Source organism: Clostridium omnivorum (assembly GCF_026012015.1).
Lineage (GTDB): Bacteria > Bacillota > Clostridia > Clostridiales > Clostridiaceae > Clostridium_AX > Clostridium_AX omnivorum.
In genome coordinates, this window is sequence record NZ_BRXR01000001.1 from 3,593,906 (window position 1) to 3,616,925 (window position 23,020).

General features: G+C 31.7%; 27 protein-coding genes. 19 read left to right on the forward strand and 8 right to left on the reverse strand.

Going from position 1 to position 23,020, the window contains the following annotated elements:
• Window positions 1-21 precede the first annotated feature (21 nt).
• From bsdE14_RS16980 to bsdE14_RS16995, 4 genes are all read left to right on the forward strand, one after another.
• Window positions 22-810 carry a carbohydrate ABC transporter permease gene (locus bsdE14_RS16980; protein WP_264852286.1) on the forward strand — a complete coding sequence of 263 codons (789 nt, stop codon included), beginning with the start codon at window positions 22-24 and terminating at the stop codon, window positions 808-810.
• A gap of 28 nt (window positions 811-838) precedes the next feature.
• Complete coding sequence (locus bsdE14_RS16985) at window positions 839-1,753, forward strand: dihydrodipicolinate synthase family protein (RefSeq protein WP_264851194.1); 915 nt, start codon at window positions 839-841, stop codon at window positions 1,751-1,753.
• 139 nt (window positions 1,754-1,892) lie between these two features.
• Window positions 1,893-2,852, forward strand: coding sequence for an alpha/beta fold hydrolase (locus bsdE14_RS16990; RefSeq protein WP_264851195.1), 960 nt, complete (start codon window positions 1,893-1,895; stop codon window positions 2,850-2,852).
• Window positions 2,853-2,914: 62 nt separating this feature from the next.
• Entirely contained in the window at window positions 2,915-3,799 is an 885-nt protein-coding gene (locus bsdE14_RS16995) for an ROK family protein (RefSeq protein ID WP_264851196.1), read from the forward strand.
• Window positions 3,800-3,953: 154 nt separating this feature from the next.
• On the opposite strand, the gene bsdE14_RS17000 is transcribed toward bsdE14_RS16995, so the two are convergent.
• Together bsdE14_RS17000 and bsdE14_RS17005 are read right to left on the reverse strand one after the other, a co-directional pair.
• A complete protein-coding gene (locus tag bsdE14_RS17000) occupies window positions 3,954-4,475 on the reverse strand; it encodes a GNAT family N-acetyltransferase (RefSeq protein WP_264851197.1) in 522 nt (173 codons plus the stop codon).
• Between the two features lie 44 nt (window positions 4,476-4,519).
• Window positions 4,520-5,611 carry a UvrB/UvrC motif-containing protein gene (locus bsdE14_RS17005; RefSeq protein WP_264851198.1) on the reverse strand — a complete coding sequence of 364 codons (1,092 nt, stop codon included), beginning with the start codon at window positions 5,609-5,611 and terminating at the stop codon, window positions 4,520-4,522.
• Between the two features lie 143 nt (window positions 5,612-5,754).
• Between bsdE14_RS17005 and bsdE14_RS17010 the strand changes: the two genes are divergently transcribed.
• Complete coding sequence (locus bsdE14_RS17010; RefSeq protein WP_264851199.1) at window positions 5,755-6,357, forward strand: zinc dependent phospholipase C family protein; 603 nt, start codon at window positions 5,755-5,757, stop codon at window positions 6,355-6,357.
• Between the two features lie 95 nt (window positions 6,358-6,452).
• On the forward strand, window positions 6,453-7,400 hold the full coding sequence (locus bsdE14_RS17015; protein WP_264851200.1) for a flavodoxin domain-containing protein: 948 nt from the start codon (window positions 6,453-6,455) through the stop codon (window positions 7,398-7,400).
• 96 nt (window positions 7,401-7,496) lie between these two features.
• Here the strand turns inward: bsdE14_RS17015 and bsdE14_RS17020 are convergent, their stop codons facing one another.
• Entirely contained in the window at window positions 7,497-8,576 is a 1,080-nt protein-coding gene (locus bsdE14_RS17020; RefSeq protein ID WP_264851201.1) for a hypothetical protein, read from the reverse strand.
• Between the two features lie 153 nt (window positions 8,577-8,729).
• On the opposite strand from bsdE14_RS17020, the gene bsdE14_RS17025 reads away from it, so the two are divergent.
• A complete protein-coding gene (locus bsdE14_RS17025; RefSeq protein ID WP_264851202.1) occupies window positions 8,730-9,893 on the forward strand; it encodes an MFS transporter in 1,164 nt (387 codons plus the stop codon).
• 98 nt (window positions 9,894-9,991) lie between these two features.
• Window positions 9,992-11,479 carry a methyl-accepting chemotaxis protein gene (locus tag bsdE14_RS17030; protein WP_264851203.1) on the forward strand — a complete coding sequence of 496 codons (1,488 nt, stop codon included), beginning with the start codon at window positions 9,992-9,994 and terminating at the stop codon, window positions 11,477-11,479.
• A 55-nt stretch (window positions 11,480-11,534) separates the two neighbouring features.
• Here bsdE14_RS17030 and rocF read toward each other — a convergent pair whose 3' ends face one another.
• On the reverse strand, window positions 11,535-12,431 hold the full coding sequence (rocF, locus tag bsdE14_RS17035) for an arginase (protein WP_264851204.1): 897 nt from the start codon (window positions 12,429-12,431) through the stop codon (window positions 11,535-11,537).
• Window positions 12,432-12,669: 238 nt separating this feature from the next.
• Between rocF and bsdE14_RS17040 the strand changes: the two genes are divergently transcribed.
• A complete protein-coding gene (locus tag bsdE14_RS17040) occupies window positions 12,670-13,296 on the forward strand; it encodes a GyrI-like domain-containing protein (protein ID WP_264851205.1) in 627 nt (208 codons plus the stop codon).
• A gap of 113 nt (window positions 13,297-13,409) precedes the next feature.
• Here the strand turns inward: bsdE14_RS17040 and bsdE14_RS17045 are convergent, their stop codons facing one another.
• Window positions 13,410-13,910: a nitroreductase family protein gene (locus tag bsdE14_RS17045; RefSeq protein ID WP_264851206.1), complete on the reverse strand. Its 501-nt coding sequence runs from the start codon at window positions 13,908-13,910 to the stop codon at window positions 13,410-13,412.
• A 17-nt stretch (window positions 13,911-13,927) separates the two neighbouring features.
• Window positions 13,928-14,215, reverse strand: a complete 288-nt coding sequence (locus bsdE14_RS17050) for a putative quinol monooxygenase (protein ID WP_264851207.1) — start codon at window positions 14,213-14,215, stop codon at window positions 13,928-13,930.
• 187 nt (window positions 14,216-14,402) lie between these two features.
• On the opposite strand from bsdE14_RS17050, the gene bsdE14_RS17055 reads away from it, so the two are divergent.
• The 6 genes from bsdE14_RS17055 to arsA all read left to right on the forward strand — a co-directional run bounded on the left by bsdE14_RS17055 (window position 14,403) and on the right by arsA (window position 19,240).
• On the forward strand, window positions 14,403-14,840 hold the full coding sequence (locus bsdE14_RS17055; protein WP_264851208.1) for a MarR family winged helix-turn-helix transcriptional regulator: 438 nt from the start codon (window positions 14,403-14,405) through the stop codon (window positions 14,838-14,840).
• Between the two features lie 82 nt (window positions 14,841-14,922).
• Window positions 14,923-15,423, forward strand: coding sequence for a GNAT family N-acetyltransferase (locus bsdE14_RS17060; protein ID WP_264851209.1), 501 nt, complete (start codon window positions 14,923-14,925; stop codon window positions 15,421-15,423).
• 196 nt (window positions 15,424-15,619) lie between these two features.
• Complete coding sequence (locus tag bsdE14_RS17065) at window positions 15,620-16,543, forward strand: CobW family GTP-binding protein (protein WP_264851210.1); 924 nt, start codon at window positions 15,620-15,622, stop codon at window positions 16,541-16,543.
• Between the two features lie 219 nt (window positions 16,544-16,762).
• The gene (locus tag bsdE14_RS17070; RefSeq protein ID WP_309298121.1) at window positions 16,763-17,086 is read left to right on the forward strand and encodes an ArsR/SmtB family transcription factor; all 324 of its coding nucleotides are present in this window, start codon (window positions 16,763-16,765) and stop codon (window positions 17,084-17,086) included.
• Window positions 17,087-17,102: 16 nt separating this feature from the next.
• Window positions 17,103-17,474, forward strand: coding sequence for an arsenite efflux transporter metallochaperone ArsD (gene arsD / locus bsdE14_RS17075; RefSeq protein WP_264851211.1), 372 nt, complete (start codon window positions 17,103-17,105; stop codon window positions 17,472-17,474).
• Between the two features lie 20 nt (window positions 17,475-17,494).
• A complete protein-coding gene (gene arsA / locus bsdE14_RS17080; protein WP_264851212.1) occupies window positions 17,495-19,240 on the forward strand; it encodes an arsenical pump-driving ATPase in 1,746 nt (581 codons plus the stop codon).
• A 65-nt stretch (window positions 19,241-19,305) separates the two neighbouring features.
• On the opposite strand, the gene bsdE14_RS17085 is transcribed toward arsA, so the two are convergent.
• Window positions 19,306-19,764 carry a C-GCAxxG-C-C family protein gene (locus tag bsdE14_RS17085; protein WP_264851213.1) on the reverse strand — a complete coding sequence of 153 codons (459 nt, stop codon included), beginning with the start codon at window positions 19,762-19,764 and terminating at the stop codon, window positions 19,306-19,308.
• Between the two features lie 304 nt (window positions 19,765-20,068).
• Between bsdE14_RS17085 and bsdE14_RS17090 the strand changes: the two genes are divergently transcribed.
• The gene (locus tag bsdE14_RS17090; RefSeq protein ID WP_264851214.1) at window positions 20,069-20,461 is read left to right on the forward strand and encodes an ArsR/SmtB family transcription factor; all 393 of its coding nucleotides are present in this window, start codon (window positions 20,069-20,071) and stop codon (window positions 20,459-20,461) included.
• 82 nt (window positions 20,462-20,543) lie between these two features.
• Here bsdE14_RS17090 and bsdE14_RS17095 read toward each other — a convergent pair whose 3' ends face one another.
• Entirely contained in the window at window positions 20,544-20,765 is a 222-nt protein-coding gene (locus bsdE14_RS17095) for a hypothetical protein (protein ID WP_264851215.1), read from the reverse strand.
• A gap of 247 nt (window positions 20,766-21,012) precedes the next feature.
• Between bsdE14_RS17095 and bsdE14_RS17100 the strand changes: the two genes are divergently transcribed.
• The 3 genes from bsdE14_RS17100 to arsB are packed head-to-tail and all read left to right on the forward strand — an operon-like array spanning window position 21,013 to window position 22,918.
• On the forward strand, window positions 21,013-21,381 hold the full coding sequence (locus bsdE14_RS17100; protein WP_264851216.1) for an ArsR/SmtB family transcription factor: 369 nt from the start codon (window positions 21,013-21,015) through the stop codon (window positions 21,379-21,381).
• A 32-nt stretch (window positions 21,382-21,413) separates the two neighbouring features.
• On the forward strand, window positions 21,414-21,836 hold the full coding sequence (locus bsdE14_RS17105; RefSeq protein WP_264851217.1) for an arsenate reductase ArsC: 423 nt from the start codon (window positions 21,414-21,416) through the stop codon (window positions 21,834-21,836).
• Window positions 21,837-21,847: 11 nt separating this feature from the next.
• Window positions 21,848-22,918: an ACR3 family arsenite efflux transporter gene (gene arsB, locus bsdE14_RS17110; protein WP_264851218.1), complete on the forward strand. Its 1,071-nt coding sequence runs from the start codon at window positions 21,848-21,850 to the stop codon at window positions 22,916-22,918.
• The last annotated feature ends 102 nt before the right edge of the window (window positions 22,919-23,020 follow it).

Below are 23,020 nucleotides of genomic sequence, written 5' to 3' on the forward strand. Positions count from 1 at the left end.
TCTGCAAGTAAAGTACTATCTATGGTATTACTATTAATATTAACTATAATTTTCATGTTCCCATTCTATTGGATATTAACTGGATCTTTTAAACCACAAAATGTCACTGTTCAAATTCCACCACAGTGGTTTCCTAAAAATCCAACGTTCCAAAACTATATAGATCTTGCAAAAAATCCATTGTTCTCATGGACAATGAACAGCTTCTTTATAGCATTTGCTACTATGCTTGTAGTATGTTTGACTGCAACAATGGCAGGATATGCACTTGCTAAAAAGAGATTTCCAGGCAGGAATATACTGTTTTGGTTACTTATCATGGCTATGGCATTGCCAAAGCAAGTAGTAATGATACCTTTATTCACAATATTATCTAAACTTCATTGGATAAATACTTATCAAGCGCTTATACTTCCGGCAGCTGGCTGGCCATTTGGAGTATTTCTTATGAAGCAATTTACTACAGGATTACCAGGTGAGCTTTTAGAAGCTGCAAAAATAGACGGATGCTCAGAATTTAGAATCTTCTGGAGTATTGTTGTCCCATTAGTAAAGCCAGGAATAGGCGCGCTTGCTATATTTACTTTTATAAGTTCATGGAATGATTACTTTATGCAGCTTATAATAATAAGAAGTTCTAAAATGATGACTTTACCACTAGGAGTAGCATTATTACAACAAGAATTTACAACAAACTATGGTGCAATAATGGCTGGAGCAGCTTTAGCATCACTCCCAATGATAATTATATTTATCTGTTTCCAAAATACATTTACACAAGGTATTACAATGGGAGCTGTTAAGGGTTAAAATAAAGTAGAGGACGGTGTAAATTAATATGAATTTTAATAGAGATGATTTTAAAGGTATATTTATTGCATTCTATGCATGTTATGACAAAGAAAATAACATCAGCATTGAGGCTACAAAAAAGTTAGCTAGATTTTATGCTGAAAAAGGTGTAAAGGGTTTATATGTAGGAGGAAGTTCAGGAGAGGGATTTCTTCTTACTGTGGAAGAAAGAAAAAAAATGCTTGAGGCTGTAATGGCTGAGGTAGGATCAGAATTAACTATTATTGTTCACGTAGGTGCTGCAGCAACTAAAGATAGCATGGAACTTGCCAGACATGCAAAAGAAGTTGGGGCTCATGCGCTCTCTGCAGTTCCAAATGTTTATTATGGACTTCCTGAAAGAAGTATTGAATTACATTGGAAAAATATAATGGATAGTGCAGAGCTTCCATTTATCATATATAATATTCCTCAAACTACAGGATACTCACTTTCAAATAACTTATTAAAGAAAATGCTATCCTATCAAAATGTTGTAGGAATAAAAAACAGCAGTATGAGCACTTATGATATTCAGAAGTTTAAAGCAATAGGTGGAGAAAAACTATTAGTTTTCAACGGTCCTGATGAGCAATATATTTCAGGAAGAATTATGGGAGCTGATTCAGGAATAGGCGGTACTTATGGAGTAATGCCAGAGCTATTCCTAAAAGCTGAAGAATATTTTTCAAATGGCAATATAGAAAAAGCAAAGGAAGTACAATTCACAATAAATGAAATAATAGGTGAGTTGCTTTCATTCCCATCACTTTATGGCGCAGCAAAGGAAGTTGTTAAGCTTAGAGGTATAGATATAGGTACTACAAGACTTCCATTAGAACCTGTAGATGAAGCTGATATGCCAAGAGTGAAAGCACTTTATGAAAAAGTTGTTAGTTCTATAGAAAAGTTCAATGCTTAATGAAAATTAAATGCTATAAATAAAATGTATTATTCTATATGCTAATGTCTTAATCAAAATATATCCCTCAAAAATGCAGACAGATTTCCATATAGGGGAGTTTGTCTGCTTTAATTTTAATCTGGAAGGAGATAAACCAATGCCAATGTTAGATATGCCAATTGAAGAATTAAAAGAATATATGGGAATCAATCCATGCCCAGAAGATTTTGATGAGTATTGGGCTAGAGCGTTAAAGGAATTAGAAACTGTTGACCCATCAGTAGAATATATTCCAAGTAATTTTAAAGTTCCTTACGCTGATTGCTTTGATATGTACTTTACAGGGGTTAGAGGTGCTCGAGTACATGCTAAATGTTTAAAGCCAAAGAATGTACAAAAAAAGCATCCAGCTATAATTATGTTTCATGGGTATAGAGGAAACTCAGGAGACTGGGTAGAAAAACTTCCTTATGTAGCTATGGGATTTACTGTGGTTGCAATGGACTGTAGAGGACAAGGCGGATTGTCAGAAGATGTAGGAAATAATGTGGGAACTACTTATGGAGGGCACATAATTAGAGGACTTGAAGGCAGCCCAGATGACTTAATGTTTAGACATATCTTTTTAGATACTGCTGAACTTGCAAAGATTGTAATGAACATGGAAGATGTAGATGCTAATAGGGTAGGAGTCACAGGCTATTCACAAGGTGGCGCTCTGACAATTGCCTGTGCAGCACTAGAACCAAGAATCAAAAAAATAGCACCAGTTTATCCTTTTTTAAGTGATTATAAGAGGGTTTGGCAAATGGATCTTGCAAAGGACGCTTATGAAGAATTAAATTACTACTTTAGATTTTTTGATCCTCTTCATGAAAAAGAAGATCAGGTATTCACTAAACTTGGTTATATAGATGTAAAAAACTTAGCAAAATATATAAAAAGTGATGTATTATTTACAGCAACTCTACTGGATAACATATGTCCGCCATCAACACAATTTGCAATCTATAATAGACTTACTAGTACTAAAAAATTAAGAGTTTATAATGATTTTGGACATGAAAATTTACCTAGAACTAATGATGATATTTTCAAGTATATGTCAAGTTTATAAATATTAATTAATATAACATAAGACTAAGAAGCATAACCGATTAATTTATGAGGTGATATAAAGTGAGAATTTTGGCATTTGATATTGGTGGAACTGCGATAAAGATAGGTATTATTAATGAAAACGGACAGATTCTTGAGAGTAGTGAAATGCCAACTATGGCACATGAAGGTGGAGAAGCACTAATGAGCAGGATTTTGACTGTTATTAGTGAGCATAAGGATGTAGATAGAATAGGCATAAGTACGGCTGGACAAGTGGATTATTTAGAAGGAAAAATTATTTTTGCTTCCGAAAATCTTCCTGGATGGACAGGAATGGAAATAAAGAAAAGAATTGAAGATGCATTTAACATACCTACTATTGTAGAAAATGATGTAAATGCAGCAGCTATAGGGGAAGCCTACTATGGTGCTGGTACTAATGCTAAAAGCTTTTTATGCCTTGCCTATGGTACCGGCATTGGCGGAGCCATAATAGAAAATGGAGAGATATACAGAGGAGCCTATGGTTCTGCTGGTGAATTTGGCCATATAGTTACACATGTTGGAGGAAAGGACTGCACTTGTGGAGCAAGGGGATGCTATGAAGCCTATGCATCTACTACAGCCTTAGTAAAAAGGGTTAAACAAGAGATAACTTTAAATGAGGTAAATGGCAGGGTAATTTTTAACCTTGTTAATGATGGTAATGAACATGTTAAAAAAATAGTTGACGAGTGGATTTTTGAAATAATAATGGGACTCATAAATCTAGTTCATGTATTTAATCCTTCCCTTATAGTACTAGGAGGAGGAATTATGGAACAACCATATATAATAAAATATATCCAAGATAACCTTCCAAGGTTTGTAATGCCAAATTACAGAAAGGTTATTATTAAAGCTGCAGAGATTGGTAACAATGCTGGTATTCTAGGTGCAGCTCACCTTGCAATGAAAATATAGTAAGTACTCAAAAATGGAAGCTTAAATGGCTTCCATTTTTAATTATTAACAAATAGCAAGATTCTTTTATATAGCATCAAATCTAAATTCTATTACCATTTTTGAGGACTTTTGCTTATTATCAGCAGCTCTTAGTGCATCATAGGTGGAACTGTTACCGCCATTCATTCTCCAATATGCTCATTTCATATAAGCTCCAATATTGGTCACCAATTTTTCTTATATCTCTAAGCAGTCCGTCCTTCTTAAAACCGGCCTTTTCATAGCAAGCAATGGCACTTTTATTGAAATCAAATACTCCCAGGCTAACTCTGTGCAATTTTAAATCCTCAAAGGCAATACGAAGTACTTCTTCAATCATTTTTACTCCTAAACCTTGTCCTCTTACACTAGGATCTCCCAGCAGAACTCTACCTATTCGTGCAGAATTATTCTTCCTATCTAGATTAGCCAAGGATACATGTCCTATGGTTTTGCCTGTACTTGTTAAAACAGCTTTGTAGATAAAAATATTAGAATCCTCGGTGTTTGCCTCATTGATATAGTTATTTAGCTGACTTTCATCTAGTGGATAGGTAAAAGATGGTCCGCTCCACTGCATCAGGAATTCTGGAGAACCAGACCATTCAATCAGCTGCTTAAAATCTGACTGCTCAAAATATTTTAATTCTATCATAATAACTCCACCTTTTAATCTTAATTATTTATAAACATAAAAGCCTACATATGCAGGCAAGATAACATGTTTTCAACTGCATCATCTATGTTTTTATTATCTTTACCATCAATCCACTTGTCCTCAATAATAACATATCTGCAATCATTATTTTTATATTTTAAGTAGCTGTAGATTATGTGAGCTTCATCTAGCTCTTCTTTGCTGAGTTTGGTGAAACCATCAGAAGCTGCATCACAAAAATAGTGGTTAATCTTCTCTAGAATATCTAGTTTAAAGCTGTGGTGATTATCCTTGTTAAAAGAATATTTTTCACTGAAGAGAACTTTGCTTTTCTTTATAAGGAACAGCTTTACCATATTTTCATTAAGCTTTTCCAGTAAAACTATATTTTTATTTTCTTCCGTAAATTCTATTACTTTTTCATTACTCAGTATGGAGTATATTGCTCCTATATAATCTCTTAGCTTTGCAGCAGCTTCAAAATCAAATTTTTCCGCAGCTTCAAGCATTTTAATTTCCATTTCATTAAGAATACTGTTATCTGAGCTATTAAGTAAAGCTATAACTTTTTCAATTATCTTGAGATATTCACCTTCAGCAGAGCTATCCAAACAAGTTCCGATGCATAAGCCTAGCGAATAATTTAAGCAGGAAGCATTCTTTGTTGTAGGATTATTGCAAGGAATTTTGCAGACATTTTTTATACCTTCAATAGCTCTGTCTACAGTATTTTTATTTGTATATGGGCCAAAATAAAGATTGTCATCATCTGAAGCATATTGGTGACTTAACGAAATAATTGGATACTTTTCATTTATAGTTATTTTTATATAGGTATAAGCAAGAGGGCTTTTCATTTTTCTATTATATATAGGCTTTATTTCTTGTATGAGCTTGCATTCAAGCATAAAGGCCTCAAATTCTGTATCAGTAAGTATATATTGAAAATCACTTATATTTTTAACAAGCTTTACGACCTTTGGAGAATGAGTCTTAGAGTTTATAAAATAAGAACCAACTCTACTCTTTAGGTTTTTGGACTTTCCTACATAGATAATTGTATCAAGGGAATCTTTCATCAGGTATACTCCAGGTGAGGATGGAAGCTCTTTTACTTTTGTTTTTAAATCCATTTTTTTCTCCTTAAAGTAGATTATATTTATTTTAACACGATATTGTTTATAAGTTCAATTGACAGACTATGTTAATTATTTTTAAAACTTGTTTTGCATACTATCACAATGTACTACAATGAATATAAATATATTAGAAAGGGGTGAGCTATAGGGTGGTACCAGGAACCCATTTCATAATATCAAATATTTTATACAACTATATTGAAAATAAATTGAATATCAAGTTGGATTTAAGTGCCTTTGTATGGGGAAATCTAAGGCCGGATTTTGATAAGAAGCATATCAGATGTTCTCATACTTTAGAGGGAAGTTTAGATTTAATTAACTTTTATGCAGATAAAATTATACAAAATAATATGTCAATTACAGAATTTTCAATGCTGCTTGGAGTTATATGCCATTTTACTTGTGATTATTTTTGTATTTATCACAGTAAGGAGTATTGGAGAAAAGACATGATAGAGCATTTTACTTATGAAATACTTTTGCATGTGAAATTATTAATATTTCTTAATAGAGGAAACCTAAAAATTAGATATAATTATAAACAGGAAGAAAGTATGGAAGCACTCTTAAAGAATATATTAAAAAGATATAACCTGAAGGAAAAGTCTTTAACAAAGGATCTTGTTTATGCTATTAAAGCATCAGCATCAGTATCTGAGTTTATAATAACTTCAAGTTATATTTATAGAAAAAATATAAAAAATTCACTTAATGAAACAAATGCTATTCCAAACTAGATTTGTTTTTCGGCTAAATTGTATTATTTTATTGATAATTATATAGTAAGTGGTAAAATATTATTCAAATCTTGGAATGAATAGGGGATGTTTTTGTGATTAGAACCTTAATTATCTACGAAAGCAAATATGGTTTCACCGAAGGCATAAGCAAGGATTTAGCGATGGTTTTAGGGCCTGCTAATATATGCAGAACCAATGAATTCAAGAGTTTTTATAAAGAGTTTGATTTGTTTGTAATATGTGCTCCAATTTATGAAGAAAGAATTAATCAGGATATTTCAGCATTTGTAAAGGAAAATAGCGAGTGGATGAAGCATAAAAAGGTGGTGCTTTTATGCAGCAGTCTTTCAGCTAAGGCTTATGAAAAATATCTTAAAGAGCTAAAGGATATATTGGGAAGCAGTGTTATTTTCCAGAGTTCCATAGGTGGAGTAATAAATTTAGATAAGCTGCACAGTGAAGATTACAAGAAAATGAAAGAATTTTCAAAGAAGGTAAGACTGCCCTTCAAATCTTATGATGCTTTCAATAAAAATGAATTTGTAGACGTGGCATTAAAGATAAAAGAAATAAAGGATACTAAAATTAAGCCTTCTATGGATAAAAAAGAATTAAAGAAATATATAGATGAGTTTTTGAAGGCTCATAATACCTGCTGCTTGTGTACAGCACATAGGGATAGTGTAAGATCCACTCCTATAGAATATTTATATATCGATGATAAGCTCTATTTTATAAGCGAAGGTGGAGAGAAATTTGCACATCTGCTTTTAAATGATAGAGTATCTATTTCTATTTATGAGCCTTTTAAAGCTATGAATAAGCTTGCAGGAATGCAGATAGAGGGTACTGCTTCACTAGTAGAGATGAATAGCAAAGAGTATATAGAGGTTTTAGAAAATAGAGGATTAAAATATGATCAATTAGTTAATTTACCTATAAGAATGAATGTTATAAAGGTATCAGTTCAAAGCATAGAATTCTTATGGTCAAACTTTAAAGCACTCGGATATGAAGCAAAACAAGTATATAGCAAATAAAAACTTTATTAAAAGTTTTAAAGGCTGCTAGCATTAATAAATGCAGCAGCCTTTGATTTTAAGCTAATTAAGTAGTTAAATTTTCATAAAAGATTGCTATTTTAATTCAGCTATATATTGTTTAAAATTGCCATTGCCTTGTTCACTACCGCTAAAAACAAATTTCAGGTTATCCTCATTCCACCACATTTGTGCAGCTATATTACCTTTAAAAATAGAACTTGAGTTTGTAATAGTAAAGTCTTTTAAAATACCTACATATAGGTTTGAATTAATTGTATAAGCTATATGTCTTTGGTTATTTGACAATATAAAATTAGACACCGATTCTAGAATTTCCTTCCTTTCTTTACTGTTCAAATCATATTGATAAAGTGAAGTTATTTCTCCTTTGGATCCAACAAAAAGAGCTTCTGAGTTATTTAAAAACATATAGCTAGAAATATTACCGCTGCTAATTTTAAATTCCTCAAGACCCCATATATCCTTAGGTAGGGAATATAAGTCTACTAAGTATAAACCTGAGTGCAAAGCAAGAAAGGCATGTTTGGCATCATCAGAGACCTTAACATCTCCATAACCACTTATGTTTCTTAAATTTGTAATATAATATTGTTTCGACTCGTTGGTCTTTGTGTCATATACAGCTATGCCGTCTCTCACTATAGAAGAAAAGTATCTGCTGTTATTACTCCACATAATAGAGCCTGGTTTACTAAAGCTTCCTATTAAAGTGGTTTTACCAGAGTTTATATCTATAGTTCCCATTATGTCACTGTTATCATCAGATTTTTTATAGGCTCCTTTAGTACCGTCTGGTGAAAGTATTAGGTAATTAAATTGATCTTCAATAAGCTTTTTTACTTCAAGTGTGTTATAGTTTAACTTTTTAAGTTCAAGCCACTTGTATCTTCCGGAGACATCCTTTTCCTGTAGATGAGTAGGTGAAGCAGTAAGTAATTCACTTTTGTTAATCCAACCTTTTATAGTACCCGTATCCTCAAGCTTTGTTAGCTTGCTTAATTCTAATTTATTAGCTTGCTGTTTTTCATTATTATTTTCAGGTCTTACTGTGGTATCTTGAGTAGTATTCTTTGCACAGCTGACAAAAGTAGCACTGGCTAGCACTGCTGTTAATAAAATAATGAATTTTGATTTGAAATTAATTTTACTCACCCCTTCTTAAGTGGACTAATTATGGTAGTCTATATTGATATTATAAACCAATTACATAAATGTATCAAATTGGTAAAGTAGAATGCTTACATAAATAATCTTTAAACTATTGCACATAATAAAAAAACTACTGATATTAATAAGGAGAAGTTTATGTGTAAGGATGCAAAGATACTTTTAGTTATAAGTGCCCTATTTACATTCGCAATGGGGCTTTCTAATGTATTTGTAAATATCTATTTTTGGAGGGAAACTGGTAATTTTATAGTTATAGTTTTATATAACTTGACCCATTATATAACTACGCCTATTGCTTTTGTTTTTGGTGGAATTTTAGCTAAAAGAAAAAATAGCATGTGGTCATTAAGAATTGGATTAATGCTATATGCCATATTTTATGTCTTAGTCTTAATTTTGGGAAGTAAAGGTAGCCTTTATATATACATGTTGGGCTTATTATATGGTTTAGCTTCCGGCTTTTATTGGCTGGCTTATAACACTCTGAGTTTTGACTATACTTGTATAAACAATAGAGATACCTTTAATGGCTATAATGGCTGCTGTGGCGGAATAACTGCGGCAATTGCACCTATAACCGCTGCTTATATAATTAGCAGATTTACAAGCTTGAGAGGATATACCATAGTGTTTACAATAACTCTTGTTGTCTTTGTACTACTAATGATAACAAGTTATATGATAAAGTGTAAGAATTATGGCAGCAAGGTTGATATTAAAATGGTTTTTTCAAAAATAAATGATCAGTGGAGTATAATATTAAAAGCCACTGTCTTATGGGGGTTTAGAGATGTAATAATAGTCTTTGTTATTAATATTTTAATTATACAAACTACTGGAAGTGAACTGTCTCTTGGTAAGTTAACTTTGTTATCATCTCTCATATCCTCAGGTTCTTTTGTGTTAGTACAAAGGGTAATAAAACCGCAAAAGAGAAAACTATCAACATATCTTGGAACTGTAGGAATTTTTATTGCTGTATGGGGTATAGCCTATAAGATGGCCTTTAGTACACTAGTTATTTATATAATAATGGATGCTTTATTTTTACCATTTTTTACTATACAATTGTCTTCTTCAACCTTTAATGTGATAGATAAGACTAATGAAGAAAATATGAGAATTGAATATATGATTAGTAAGGATTTGGCACTTAATGGCGGTAGAATAGTAAGCTCATTAATTTTACTGCTGCTGCTGTCAATTTTTAAAAGTCTATCAGTTATAAAAATATATCTACTTTTTATTGCTGCAGTTCCTTTATTTTCAGCATATTACTTAAGAAAGGTATTGGAATAGACCTTTGAGGTAAAATGTGGTAGTTTATACATTAACTAATTAAAGTAATGCATATAAACTGCGATAAATTATATAGACCATTTTAAGGGGGGTTCAAGATGAATAATTTTAATTCTTTTACTAACAGAGTAAATAGGGCCGTTATTATGATCAACTGGGTTATTAGTTTTATTCTGGCATTAGGCTTTATTGCCGAATTCATGAAGGGCAAAAGAACACTGAACTTTCTAATGATAGTAATGTGCATTATAATCCTAGCTATTGTAGTTTCTCAATTATTGTATATGAAGAAAAAAGATAGTAAAAATATTAAACATATTTTGTTTATTAGCTCCATGGCTGTATATGTAATTACAATGTTTACAAGTACTTTTGCAATAGTATTTGTTTTTGCATTTCCTCTAACATTAGTTTATTGCCTATATTCAGATAAGAAGTTGACATATATACATACTGCTATAATATTTGCAATTAATCTTTTGCATGTTCTTTTAAGGGTTAAAGCTGGACAAGTTTCTGCAACTGATACTACCAACTATACAATGCAATTAGGTACAATGATTATGTATAGTTATTCAATAATTAAAGTAGTTCAAGTATCTAAAGGGATTAAAGATGATTCTGATAGCGCAATGGATAGTGTAGTATTAAGCCAGGAGCATCAAAATGAGATACTTAGAGATGTTGCTAAATCTGTAGAAGTATTAAATAAAAATACAATTGGGGTAACTGATATTGTAAATAATCTGGAACAATCTTCTCGTTCTGTTTCTTTAGCAGTTGAGGAAATAGCTGAAGGAGCTGAAAGTACCTCCAGTGATATTAAACTTCAAACCAGCTTGGTTGAGGAGATTAATAATAAAATTTCAGAGGCTTCAATTACATCAAAAGAGATGGAGTACAGCTCTGAAACAATTTATAATACTGTAGCTTCTGGAATGGTAATTTCTAAGGAGTTATTTGATATATCTGAGGAAGTAAACAAAACTAATAAAGAAACTTTTAGGCTTTCAAATGTATTAAAAGAAAAGACCAATGAGGTTATTTCTATAAATGATATGATGGCAAGTATATCTGAACAAACTAATTTATTGGCACTAAATGCAGCTATTGAAGCTGCGCGAGTAGGGGAAGCTGGAAGAGGGTTCAACGTAGTAGCTGAGGAGATTAGAAAGCTTGCTGAGCAAAGTCAACAGTTTTCAAATAATATAAATAATATTGTAAATCAGCTTTATAGAGAAACAAACAATATGGTGAATTATATTACAATAATTAATGAGAAAAATGAAATTCAAAATAATAAAGTAAAAGAAACAAATGCACTTCTAGAAAATATTAATAATGTGTCGGAAGAAATTAAAATTAAGAGCCAATATGTAAGTGAAAGTATTAATGAAGTATTGATTGTGAATGAAAAAATTGTTAATTCCATATCAAATGTTTCAGCAGTTTCAAATGAAACAATGCTTAGCTCTAAAGAGGCCGCAGCTACGACAAATGAACATATTAATATGGCAGAAAGAGCAAAGGAGCTAGTGAAGGAATTAACTGAAATAGCAGCAAGTCTATCTAAGCATATTAATTAAATTGAATATTTATTTTATAAAAACCTCAGTAAATGCTGAGGTTTTTTATGAATTTTTACATATATTTAAAGGTTAAATCTAAAAGCTCTACAGCAATATTAGCTGTTGTATCATTAACATCTAGTAATGGATTAAGTTCAACAAAATCCATAGACTTAACAAGCTTTGACTCGGCTAAGATTTTTAATAGCGTTTTAGCATCTTCAATACTAGGTCCATCTGCTACAGCAGTGCCAGTACCTGGAACGAGTTTTGCGTCTATAAAGTCTATATCGAAGCTAAGATGAACAGTATCAATATTTTTATCCCTTAAATCTTTTAAAACTTCTTCTAGTACATGTTCAATGCCCTTTTCTTTAATTCTCTTTGTTGTATAAACATGTAGGTTTTCTTTTTTTATCAGGTCATACTCCCCAGGATCTAAGTCCCTTGCTCCAACTATAAATACATTTTCATTGGACACTTTTGGGCCTTTATAGTATACATCTGTTAAATCATCATAGCCTACTCCCATAGCTTTTGCTAAAGACATGCCATGTACATTTCCACTTTCACTAGTTGTATGTGTATTAATATCCCCATGAGCATCAACCCAAATTACAGCAAAGTTTTTATTTGCTCTACTTACTCCTGCAATGCTTCCAAGTCCTATGGAGTGGTCTCCGCCAAATACTAATGGAAAGCTTCCACCCTTTATGGCGGAATAAACTATGTGAGCAAGATTATTATTAACTTGAATTATAGGTTCAAGATACTTCATATTTGGATGAGAAAAAAATTTGTTATACTCCTTTACCACAGGCACAAATAAATCACCAAAGTCAAATACTCTGTGATTATGACTTCCAATTACTTCAACTATATTTTTTTCCCTTAGCTTTGCAGGTCCAAATTGAGGTCCTTGTTTATCTGCACCATAGAAGATTGGAACTCCAATTATACTTATATCCATATATATAACCACCTTAAAATTAGTTTATATTATTTAAATTATAGTATCCCACTAAGTTGTTAAAAATAATCTAAAGGCTTGTTTATATTTTTATGATTGAAAGTTTAGGGGAGTAATGCTAAAGGTGATAATGTAGGCACTTCACGACCCAGAGTTAAAATAAATATTAATAACCTGACATACTGTTGTCAGGGTTTCTTTAGTATACTTACGGTAGAATTGGTTAGGGGGAATCAAGATGAAATACGAATGGAAAAAAGCAGCTAAAGAATTTTATTGTCCTAAGAATAAGCCAGAGGTTGTTGAGGTTCCTAGTTTTAAGTTCTTTATACTAGAAGGAAAGGGAAATCCAAATGAGAAAGATTTTTCAGAAGCTGTTGGAGTGTTGTATTCATTAGCTTATGCTGTTAAGATGATGCCAAAGAAAGGAATAATTCCAGAAGGATATTTTGATTATACTGTATTTCCACTAGAAGGAGTGTGGGATTTAGCAGAAGAGGCAAGACATTTGGAAAAATTGGATAAGAACAGTTTAATCTATAAAATCATGATAAGGCAGCCAGACTTTGTTACTGAGGATTTAGCACAAAAGGTAATTGAAAGTTTAAAGAGTAAAAAGCCACATGTATTGTTAGATAAAGTTAAGTTTCAAAGCATAGAGGATGGATTATGTGTTCAAATGCTTCATTTAGGTCCCTATGATGAGGAGCCAAAGAGTTTTGCTATAATGGAGGATTACTGCAGAGACAACAATTTAAAAAGAATAGAGAAAATTCACAGAGAATTGTATATTTCAGATATTAGAAAGACTGAACCTAGTAAGCTAAAAACTGTACTTAGATTTAAAATTGAAAGAGTAGAATAGTTCTGTTATTTTAAAAGAACTCTACATTAAAAATGGAAAAGGTTCTGATTAAGAAGGGTATAATAACAAACACATTCACAATCAGAACCTTAATTATTATTTTTAACTATGGTTTACCATCTTTCATAGTGAACTTTTGTACTATCAAATCTATCTACAAATTTAGGCTCATCAGCTGGATATCCTATAGGGATTAATGAGTATGGAATAATGTTTTCAGGCAAATTGAACATATTCTTTATATAATTTATTCTATCTTCTTCAGGTGTAACAGCCATCCATACTCCACCTAGTCCAAGCTCTACAGCTTCAAGTAATAGATTTTCACAAGCTGCTCCTAAATCTTGCTGCCAGCATCCTGGTACCTTCATATTATCCTTATTGCCTAAAACTACAAAAGCTAATGGTGCATTTGCTACTGGCTTTGAAAATGGGCTGGTTTCTGAAAGCTTTTTTAAAGTGTTCTTATCTTCAACTACTACAAACTCCCAAGCTTGTTGATTATACGCTGATGGAGCTTGCATAGCAGCTCTTAGTAGTTTTTCAACTTTTTCTTTTTCAACTTTAATATCCTTATAGGTTCTTACGCTTCTTCTGCTATTAATTATCTCCATTTTCATTTCCTCCAAGTCTATTTAATTCTTTCATATAAAGTTACGTCTGGTGAACTAACTCTAAATTTCCCTAGCATTGGTACAATTGTTTTATAGTGTTCGCTGTTATTATGTAATGCTATAGCTTCTTTGCTTTCCCATTCTTCCATAAAGGTAAGCACATTACTATTATTTATATCTTGATTCAAATAGTAGGATATGCAACCGGCTTCTTTTCTACTCTCATTTATAAGCTTTTCAGCTAAAGCTATGAATTCTTCTACTTTACCTTCTTTTATTTCACTCTTAGCAACAATAGTGATCATTTTACATCAACCTTCTTTCTAAATTATACTTCTGTGAACATTTTGATAAGTACCAAAATTCCATACTAGTATTATAACTTATTAACTTACTTTTGGGAAGTAAATTCTTTAAGGTGAGTTGATGCTTGTTTGTAATATAGTTGCAATACACAACAGTTTTGAGTTACAATTATATGGAGGTGATTAATTGGATAATAGAGAAAGTCACTACTTAAGGGAATTGATTAGAGTACTTGTAAGGAATTTAGGAATACTTGAAAAAGATGAAGCAACCTGCTGTGGAATAACAATTTCACAATGTCATGCAATTGTTGAAGTTGGAAGGGCAGAAGAAATTTCCTTGAATGAACTTGCTAAAACGTTGGAATTAGATAAAAGTACAATGAGTAGAACAATTAATAATCTTGTGGAAAGTGGTTTAGTGATTAGAGAATTACATCCGGAAGATAGAAGATATGTAACAATAAAGCTAACTGATAAAGGAAAGGAATTATATAAAAATACTGAAGGAAGTATGGAAAATTATTATAGAGATATTTTTATGTCAGTTCCAGAGAATAAAAGAGATCAGCTACTTGATAGTTTAAAAGTACTAACGGATGCAGTGAAGAAAAATAAAAATTGAAATTGTTGCTGAAGTTTTTGCTGGAGACAAGGTAAGGGGGTATAAGTGTTAGAAATAGATTTATTTAAAGGAAGTGTTTACAATGGACTATAAAATCGAAAAAATGACAGATGAAGATTGGGAGGGAGTAGCTAAAATCTATCTAGAAGGTATAAAAACAGGCAAAGCTACATTTCAATCTGAAATACCAAGCTATGATGCTTGGAATAATGGGCATGTTAAAACTTGTAGGTTGGTTGCTCGTAAGGGAAACGAGGTACTAGGATGGGGAGCTTTAAGCCCAACCTCAAGTAGATGTGTTTATGCTGGTGTTGCGGAAGTCAGCATATATATAGGAGAAGAATATAGGGGGAAAGGAATAGGGAGAACTCTTCTAAAGGCTTTAGTTAAAATGTCAGAAGAAAATGGATTTTGGACTTTGCAATCAGGTATTATAAAAGAAAACACTGCAAGTATAGAACTGCATAAAAGTTGTGGCTTCAGAGAAATTGGAATAAGAGAAAGAGTTGCTAAAATGAATAATGGAGCATGGCATGATGTAGTACTTATGGAACGTAGAAGTGATGTTACAGGAATAGATTAGATTCATTAAAATGAATTTTCTTCAAAGGGTGTAAATATAACCATATTTGCACTCTATTTTTTTATTCTTCTGCTAAGGAATGAATGATAGTATTATTTATCAAATACTAAATTGACAAATAAAAAAAGTAAGATTATTATGTATATATACGCATATGGATATATAAGGATGGAATGTTATAGGAGGAAAAGTTCTCATGATAAAATTGTATTTGTTGACAGGGTTCTTAGGAGCAGGCAAAACTACATTTTTAACTAATACTTTAGAACATTTAAAAGGGGAAAAAGTAGGAGTTATAATGAACGAATTTGGTAAGATAGGTATAGATGGTACTATCATTAAAAAAGATGGAATGGAACTTATTGAGATAAATAGAGGATCAATATTTTGCTCTTGTCTAAAGATTTCTTTTGCGCAGGCAATGATTGAAATGGCGGAACGTGAATTAGATTATTTGTTTGTAGAAAGCTCAGGCCTTGCTGACCCTTCTAATATTTATGAGATTTTAGGGGCAGTAACTTCTTTGAAGGGTGATGTATATGATTACAGTGGAGCTATATGTCTTGTAGATGCACCTAATTTTTTAGAGCAAATTAATGATTTAGAAACAGTAGAAAAGCAGCTTAAGCACTGTCATATGGTTATAGTAAACAAGGCTGATTTAGTCGATGAAGATACTCTAAAAAAAGTTATTGAAAAAATTAGAGAAATAAATAATAAGGTAGAAATAGAGATTACTTCTTTCGGAAAAACAGATTATAAGTTTTTAGAAAAGGATTTGATGTTAAATCAATGGGTCGAAGGTGAGGAAAGCAGCAATACTCCAGAAAATAAGCCTAAGACTTTAAATTTAACCTATGAAGGAGAAATTACAAAAGAACAGCTTACTGCATTTATAGATAAGATTTCTGGTGATGCCTTTAGAATAAAGGGGTTCTTTAAATTGGAAGATGGGTGGAATCAAGTTGATGTGGTAAATAAAAAAATAGATTACAAGCTTTCAACTACAGAAGAAACAACCTCACAAATAGTTATTATTTCAAAAATAGGGCCTAACATAATAAGACCTATTTTTAATGCATGGGAACAGGTAGTTGGAAAAGAAATGAAACTTAGATAGATATTACACAGAATTATAAGTTTAGGCGGAACGGTAAAGCTTTACCTATCCGCCTAATTTTATGTACATACGAAAATGTTATTTGTATAGAATAGTGTTATATAGACTAATGTATATGCTAGTGTTAATAATGCGTTAATAAACTTACGGTAAGTTGACGTTAACTATATAAAGGTCTATATTTTATATAGATGATTATCTATATATGGAGGCGATTGGGTGAAGCTAAATTATGACCAGAATGCAAAAATGATTAAAGCGCTATCAGATAGTAATAGACTAAAAATAGTTGATATATTGTCTTGTGGAGAAAAGTGTGCTTGTGATTTGTTAGAGCACTTTGATTTCACACAGCCCACACTTTCACATCACATGAAGGTGCTTTCTGATTGTGGTATTGTTCACTGTAGAAAAGAAGGGTTGTGGAATTATTATTCGCTTAATAATTCTAACTGCAATAAACTTATGCTATTTCTTATGAATCTTATTACAGATACAGATGACTGCATCTGTAAAGATAAATCTAAATGTGATTGTAAATAAAAAGGAGTGAATTGATATGAAAAAGATGATTGTTTTTGATCCAGCTATGTGCTGTTCAACAGGTGTATGTGGGCCGTCAGTAAATCCAGAATTATTAAGAGTTTCTACAGTGTTAAATAACTTAAAGAGCAAGGGAATAATTGTTGAAAGGCATAATCTAACTAATAATCCTCAAATATTTGTGGATAACAAGGAAATAAACAAAATTTTAAACGAAAAAGGCATCGATGTGCTTCCTGTTACCATGGTTGATGGTGTCATAGTAAAAACTAATGCTTATCCAACTAATGAAGAGTTTTGTAAACTATTAGATATCACAGAAGACTATCTAAAACCTACAATTAAAAAGCCAACTAAAGGCTGTGGTTGTAAAGGTGGATGCTGCTAAAAGAGAAATGAGGGATATTAATGTTTAAAAATTTTAATGTGAAGGACATAAACCTAACAAAATATTTATTCTTTACAGGAAAAGGTGGAGTTGGTAAGACTTCGACAGCTTGCGCAGTGGCAGTATCTTTAGCTGATAAGGGAAAGAAAATTATTCTTGTTAGTACAGACCCGGCGTCAAACCTACAGGATGTATTTAATACAGAATTAAATAATAAGGGAGTTGCCATAAAAGAAGTTTCAAATTTAATAGTTGCAAACTTTGAGCCAGAAGAAGCTGCTGCTGAGTATAGAGAAAGTGTAATAGCCCCTTATCGTGGAAAGCTTCCAGAAGTAGTTTTGAAAAATATGGAGGAACAGCTTTCAGGAAGCTGTACAGTGGAGATTGCAGCATTTAATGAGTTCTCAACATTCATAACTGATAAAAAAGCTGCTGAGGAGTACGATCATATTATATTTGATACGGCACCTACAGGACATACGCTAAGAATGTTGCAGCTTCCTTCAGCATGGAGTAATTTTATTAGTGAAAGCACACATGGTGCTTCATGTTTAGGGCAGCTTTCAGGGCTTGAAAGTAAAAAGGAAGTCTACAAAAATGCAGTTAGTACTTTAGCAGATAAGGAAAAAACTACACTTGTTCTTGTAGCTCGTCCTGAGATATCGCCATTAAATGAGGCTGAAAGAGCTTCAAAAGAGCTTCAAGATTTAGGAATAAATAATCAAATTTTGGTTATAAACGGTATTGTTAATGAACATGGAGATTATCTTTCTGATGCTATTTATTCTAAACAACAAAAGGCATTAGCGGAGATACCTAAGTCACTTAAGTCTATTGAAACTTTTGAAATTCCTCTAAGACCTTATAATGTAACAGGATTAGATAATGTAAGGGCATTCTTAAAGGATAACAATATTAAATATAATACTGAAACGTTAAATACTAACAATATACCTAAACTAAAAAGTGTAATAGAAGATTTATATGTAAATAATAAAAAAGTTATATTTGCAATGGGTAAAGGTGGCGTAGGAAAAACTACAATAGCTGCTGCAATTGCCTTAGGCTTAGCTAAAAAGGGAAAAAAAGTACATTTAACAACTACTGATCCAGCTGCACACTTGAAATTTGTACTAGATGAAAGCTATGGAATTACACTAAGCCATATAGATGAAAAAGAAGAACTTAAAAAATATAGGGAAGAAGTATTGAGGAAGGCAAGAGAAACTATGAACGAAGATGATATTGCTTATGTTGAAGAAGATTTAAGATCACCTTGTACTCAAGAAATAGCAGTGTTCAGAGCCTTTGCTGAAATAGTTGAAAGGTCAGAAAATGAGGTTGTAGTTATTGATACAGCTCCAACAGGACATACACTTTTACTTCTAGATTCAACTCAAAGTTATAATAGGGAAATACAGCGTTCTCAGGGAGATATTCCAGAGTCAGTTAAAAAGCTTCTACCTAAGCTTAGAAATGAAAAGGAAACCGAAGTTATTATTGTAACATTGGCTGAAACTACTCCCGTTTATGAAGCTCTAAGACTACAGAAAGACTTAAATAGAGCTGGTATTCATAGTAAATGGTGGGTTATTAATTCAAGTTTCTATGCTTCAAATACAACTAATGATATTTTAAAAGTTAAAGCAAGTAATGAAGTGCAGTGGATTAATAAGGTCAATGAAATATCACAAGGAAATTTTGCAGTTATAGAATGGATGACTGAAGAAGTAAAAGGTGAAAAACTTAAAGACTTAATAAACTAAATCATAATTCCACTACAAAATAGTATTATAAATTTTGTAGTGGAATTTATAATAAAGATATAAATTTATTTAGCTTCTAGATTTAATTCTCTTATTATTATTTTTGCTGTTTCTTCAGCAACTTCTCCAGTGAAGCTGATACATTGTTCCATATGCTTTGAAGAGCCCAGCGTCATATCTTTTGTTAGTACTCTACAACATAAGCTTTTGTGATTTCCTCTAAAGATATCATGCAGCTCTTTTGAGAGTGACATAGCTTTATTAACCTTTATATCCTTTGCTTGAGTTCTACCGAAAAATAATCCTAATGCCATAATTCCACCGGAAACAGCACCACATGTACAGCCGGAACCACCTATTCCAACAGGAAAGCCTGAAGCCATGGCTATGATATCATCTGAAATAGATAGTCCAAATTCATCTTTTATTGTCTTCACAACAGCCTCAGAACAATAAAAGTCTCCATTTCTATAGTAATTTTCTGCTGTAGTTCTTATTTTCTTTAGGTCTATAACTTTATTCAAAAAAATCCCCCCAAAATAATACTGTGTGTCTAATTTATTTTAATAATGTTTGGCTAACAGTTCATCTCATGAATAATATACTACTTAAAAATATCTGATTCAAGAAGTTTGCAATGCAAGTTCTATTGAAATTATTAATACATGAAAAACAAAGTATAGATAAATTTATATTCCTTATTTTTTATATCAATATCTTTTAATTCAATGAATATAGTATATATTGATATATGTTACTGATATGAATAACATATGTGTGAAGAAGAATATAGTAATACTATAAACTATATTACTAGGAGATGATTGTATGGATCTAGTTCAGGTTCTAAAAGCACTAGGTGATGAAAATAGAATCAGAATACTAAATATATTAAAAGAGGGAGAGCTTTGTGTTGGTGAAATTGAACATGTTCTAGGGATGACTCAATCTAATGTTTCAAGACACTTAAATAAGCTTTCCTCAATGAAAATCATTGTATATGGTAAAAAAGCACAGTGGGTATTATATAAATTAAATGGCAATATCTTAAATGAGTATCCTTTTATCCAGGAATTATTGAATGTTGAACTTGATAAAATTGAGCAATGTAAAAATGATTTAGAAAAACTAAAATGCTATAAAAATAGTGGAATAACCTGTGAGCAATTGAAGGAGTGTAAGGAAGTTTTAAGAAATAATATCACTTCGTATGAAAAATAGAGGAATAAGTAAGACTTCAATGCAAGGGGGGAAACATTGAAGTCTTTTTGTTTAGCTAAATTTGAAATGTAAAAATTATTTGTTAGTAGGTTGTTCTACAGTTGTTGCAGCAACTTAGGTAAAAAATTGCTATTATGAACAGGATACCATTGTCCACTCCGTTAAATCCATCTGAACTTCCGTGACCTTTAGTAAATTGAAGTATAATTAGAATTAATATAATTAAGCTCGGAAGATTAGGTTTTGCGATTCCCGTTCTATAGTTATCATAGTTATTAAATGTACTTTCCTTTTTTCTTCTCATAATAGTGTACCTCCTCTTTTAGAATCAATTAATTTAGGTCTTCTATTACAATAACATTATATTCCAATACACTCATATAAGTTACAGAAATGATAGTGGATTTAAAATAACTTGAGTAAGCAAATATAGAATAATAAAGTGTTAAATTTATTTAACATACTTAAGGATAAGTGATAATTGACAAGAGAAACTGCACATTGTATCATATGATTATAAACGAATATGTTAATGTGAAGGAGGAAGTATATTGGACTTAATACAAGTGATGAAGGCTTTGTCTGATGAAACACGTATAAGAATATTAAATATACTTAAAGATGGTGATTTATGTGTTTGTGAAATAGAAGCATTACTTGATATTAACCAATCAAATGCTTCAAGACACTTAAATAAATTAACCAATGCAAAAATACTGGATTATTACAAAGTAGCAAAATACGTATATTATAAAATAAACGAAGATACATTATTAGAATTTCCTTTCTTAAAAGAAGTAATTAAGGAGGAGGCAATTAAGCTAAAGCAATGCAAAGAAGACTATGCAAGATTAAAAAAATATAAAAGCTGCAATCTAGGCTGTGAGGACTTAAAAGAAGGAAAAGTTTGTTTTGATTAATGTTATAAGAAATTTAACGGAGGATAATTTTTATGAAACCTAAAGTAGCATTTATATGTGTACACAATTCCTGCAGATCACAAATGGCTGAAGTGCTGGGAAAACTACTTGCTTCAGATGTTTTTGAATCCTATTCGGCAGGAACAGAGTTAAGGTCACAAATAAATCAGGATGCTGTAAGGATAATAAAAGATTTATACCATGTGGACATGAATGAAACACAAAAATCTAAACTTCTTACTGATATACCAGAAGTTGATATAGTTGTAAAAATGGGATGTAATGTAGTATGTCCATTCTTACCTTCAAAACATGAGGAAGATTGGGGGTTAGATGATCCATCAGGTAAAAGTGATGAAGAGTTTATCAAAACTGCAAAAAAAATTGAGGATAAAATAAAAGATTTAGCAAAGAGAATAAAAAATGATGAAATAAATTATGATGGTGAAATTTAAAATAAGGGGGAATGATTTTTTTGAGTAATAATAAAGGAAAACTAGCTTGGCTAGATAAATACCTAACACTATGGATTTTTTTAGCCATGGCACTAGGAGTATTATTAGGCTGGGGGTTCCCTGGAATGTCAACAGCACTATCTTCACTTTCAGTGGGAACAACATCAATACCAATAGCTATAGGGCTTATAGTAATGATGTATCCACCACTTGCTAAGGTGAATTATAGAGAGATTGGAAAAGTATTTAAAAACCCAAAGGTTTTAACACTATCATTAGTTCAGAACTGGATTATAGGGCCAGTATTAATGTTTGCTCTTGCAGTAATATTTTTAAGAAATTATCCGCATTTTATGGTAGGTCTTATACTTATAGGACTTGCAAGATGTATTGCTATGGTAATTGTTTGGAATAGCTTAGCTGATGGTGATAATGAGTATGCAGCAGCACTTGTTGCTTTTAACTCAATATTTCAAGTAGTTTTCTATTCAATATTTGCTTATATTTTTATCACTGTACTACCAAAGTGGATTGGGCTTGAAGGTATGGCAGTGCATGTTTCCATAGGGGAAGTGGCTTCCTCGGTGGCAATTTATCTTGGCATACCGTTTATAGGCGGAATGCTTACTAGATTGTTACTAGAACCTAAAATGGGAACAGAATGGTACACTAAAAAATTTATACCTAAAATAAGTCCACTAGCATTAATAGCTCTGCTATTTACTATTGTTATTATGTTTATGTTTAAAGGAAAATATATAATAGAACTTCCTATGGACGTAGTAAGAATTGCAATACCACTTATGATATACTTTATAATTATGTTCTCAGTTTCATTCTTTATAAGCCACAAAGCAGGTATAGATTATCATAAGACAGTAAGTCTTTCCTTTACCGCTGCAAGCAATAATTTTGAACTTGCTATAGCAGTTGCTGTTGCTGTGTTTGGAATTGAATCTAAAGAGGCATTTACAGCAGTTATAGGACCGCTTATAGAAGTACCTGTAATGATTGCGCTAGTTAATGTAGCATTACATTGGGGTAGGAAATATTTTAACTATGGAAAGAATATTGAGAATTAATAGCATAATAAGTTTAAAAGGTCAGTTAAAATGCTGACCTTTTTGTTTTATATATTTTTTATCATATCGGTTGACAAAAGCAGTTGAAAGAGATAACATGAA

Excerpts from the sequence above, each read along its gene's own strand:
- bsdE14_RS16980 (WP_264852286.1), top strand. The coding sequence starts at position 22 with ATGGTATTACTATTAATATTAACTATAATTTTCATGTTCCCATTCTAT.
- bsdE14_RS16985 (WP_264851194.1), top strand. The coding sequence starts at position 839 with ATGAATTTTAATAGAGATGATTTTAAAGGTATATTTATTGCATTCTAT.
- bsdE14_RS16990 (WP_264851195.1), top strand. The coding sequence starts at position 1,893 with ATGCCAATGTTAGATATGCCAATTGAAGAATTAAAAGAATATATGGGA.
- bsdE14_RS17000 (WP_264851197.1), bottom strand. The coding sequence starts at position 4,475 with ATGATAGAATTAAAATATTTTGAGCAGTCAGATTTTAAGCAGCTGATT.
- bsdE14_RS17005 (WP_264851198.1), bottom strand. The coding sequence starts at position 5,611 with ATGGATTTAAAAACAAAAGTAAAAGAGCTTCCATCCTCACCTGGAGTA.
- bsdE14_RS17025 (WP_264851202.1), top strand. The coding sequence starts at position 8,730 with ATGTGTAAGGATGCAAAGATACTTTTAGTTATAAGTGCCCTATTTACA.
- bsdE14_RS17030 (WP_264851203.1), top strand. The coding sequence starts at position 9,992 with ATGAATAATTTTAATTCTTTTACTAACAGAGTAAATAGGGCCGTTATT.
- rocF (WP_264851204.1), bottom strand. The coding sequence starts at position 12,431 with ATGGATATAAGTATAATTGGAGTTCCAATCTTCTATGGTGCAGATAAA.
- bsdE14_RS17040 (WP_264851205.1), top strand. The coding sequence starts at position 12,670 with ATGAAATACGAATGGAAAAAAGCAGCTAAAGAATTTTATTGTCCTAAG.
- bsdE14_RS17045 (WP_264851206.1), bottom strand. The coding sequence starts at position 13,910 with ATGGAGATAATTAATAGCAGAAGAAGCGTAAGAACCTATAAGGATATT.
- bsdE14_RS17050 (WP_264851207.1), bottom strand. The coding sequence starts at position 14,215 with ATGATCACTATTGTTGCTAAGAGTGAAATAAAAGAAGGTAAAGTAGAA.
- bsdE14_RS17060 (WP_264851209.1), top strand. The coding sequence starts at position 14,923 with ATGGACTATAAAATCGAAAAAATGACAGATGAAGATTGGGAGGGAGTA.
- bsdE14_RS17065 (WP_264851210.1), top strand. The coding sequence starts at position 15,620 with ATGATAAAATTGTATTTGTTGACAGGGTTCTTAGGAGCAGGCAAAACT.
- arsD (WP_264851211.1), top strand. The coding sequence starts at position 17,103 with ATGAAAAAGATGATTGTTTTTGATCCAGCTATGTGCTGTTCAACAGGT.
- arsA (WP_264851212.1), top strand. The coding sequence starts at position 17,495 with ATGTTTAAAAATTTTAATGTGAAGGACATAAACCTAACAAAATATTTA.
- bsdE14_RS17090 (WP_264851214.1), top strand. The coding sequence starts at position 20,069 with ATGGATCTAGTTCAGGTTCTAAAAGCACTAGGTGATGAAAATAGAATC.
- bsdE14_RS17095 (WP_264851215.1), bottom strand. The coding sequence starts at position 20,765 with ATGAGAAGAAAAAAGGAAAGTACATTTAATAACTATGATAACTATAGA.
- bsdE14_RS17105 (WP_264851217.1), top strand. The coding sequence starts at position 21,414 with ATGAAACCTAAAGTAGCATTTATATGTGTACACAATTCCTGCAGATCA.
- arsB (WP_264851218.1), top strand. The coding sequence starts at position 21,848 with ATGATTTTTTTGAGTAATAATAAAGGAAAACTAGCTTGGCTAGATAAA.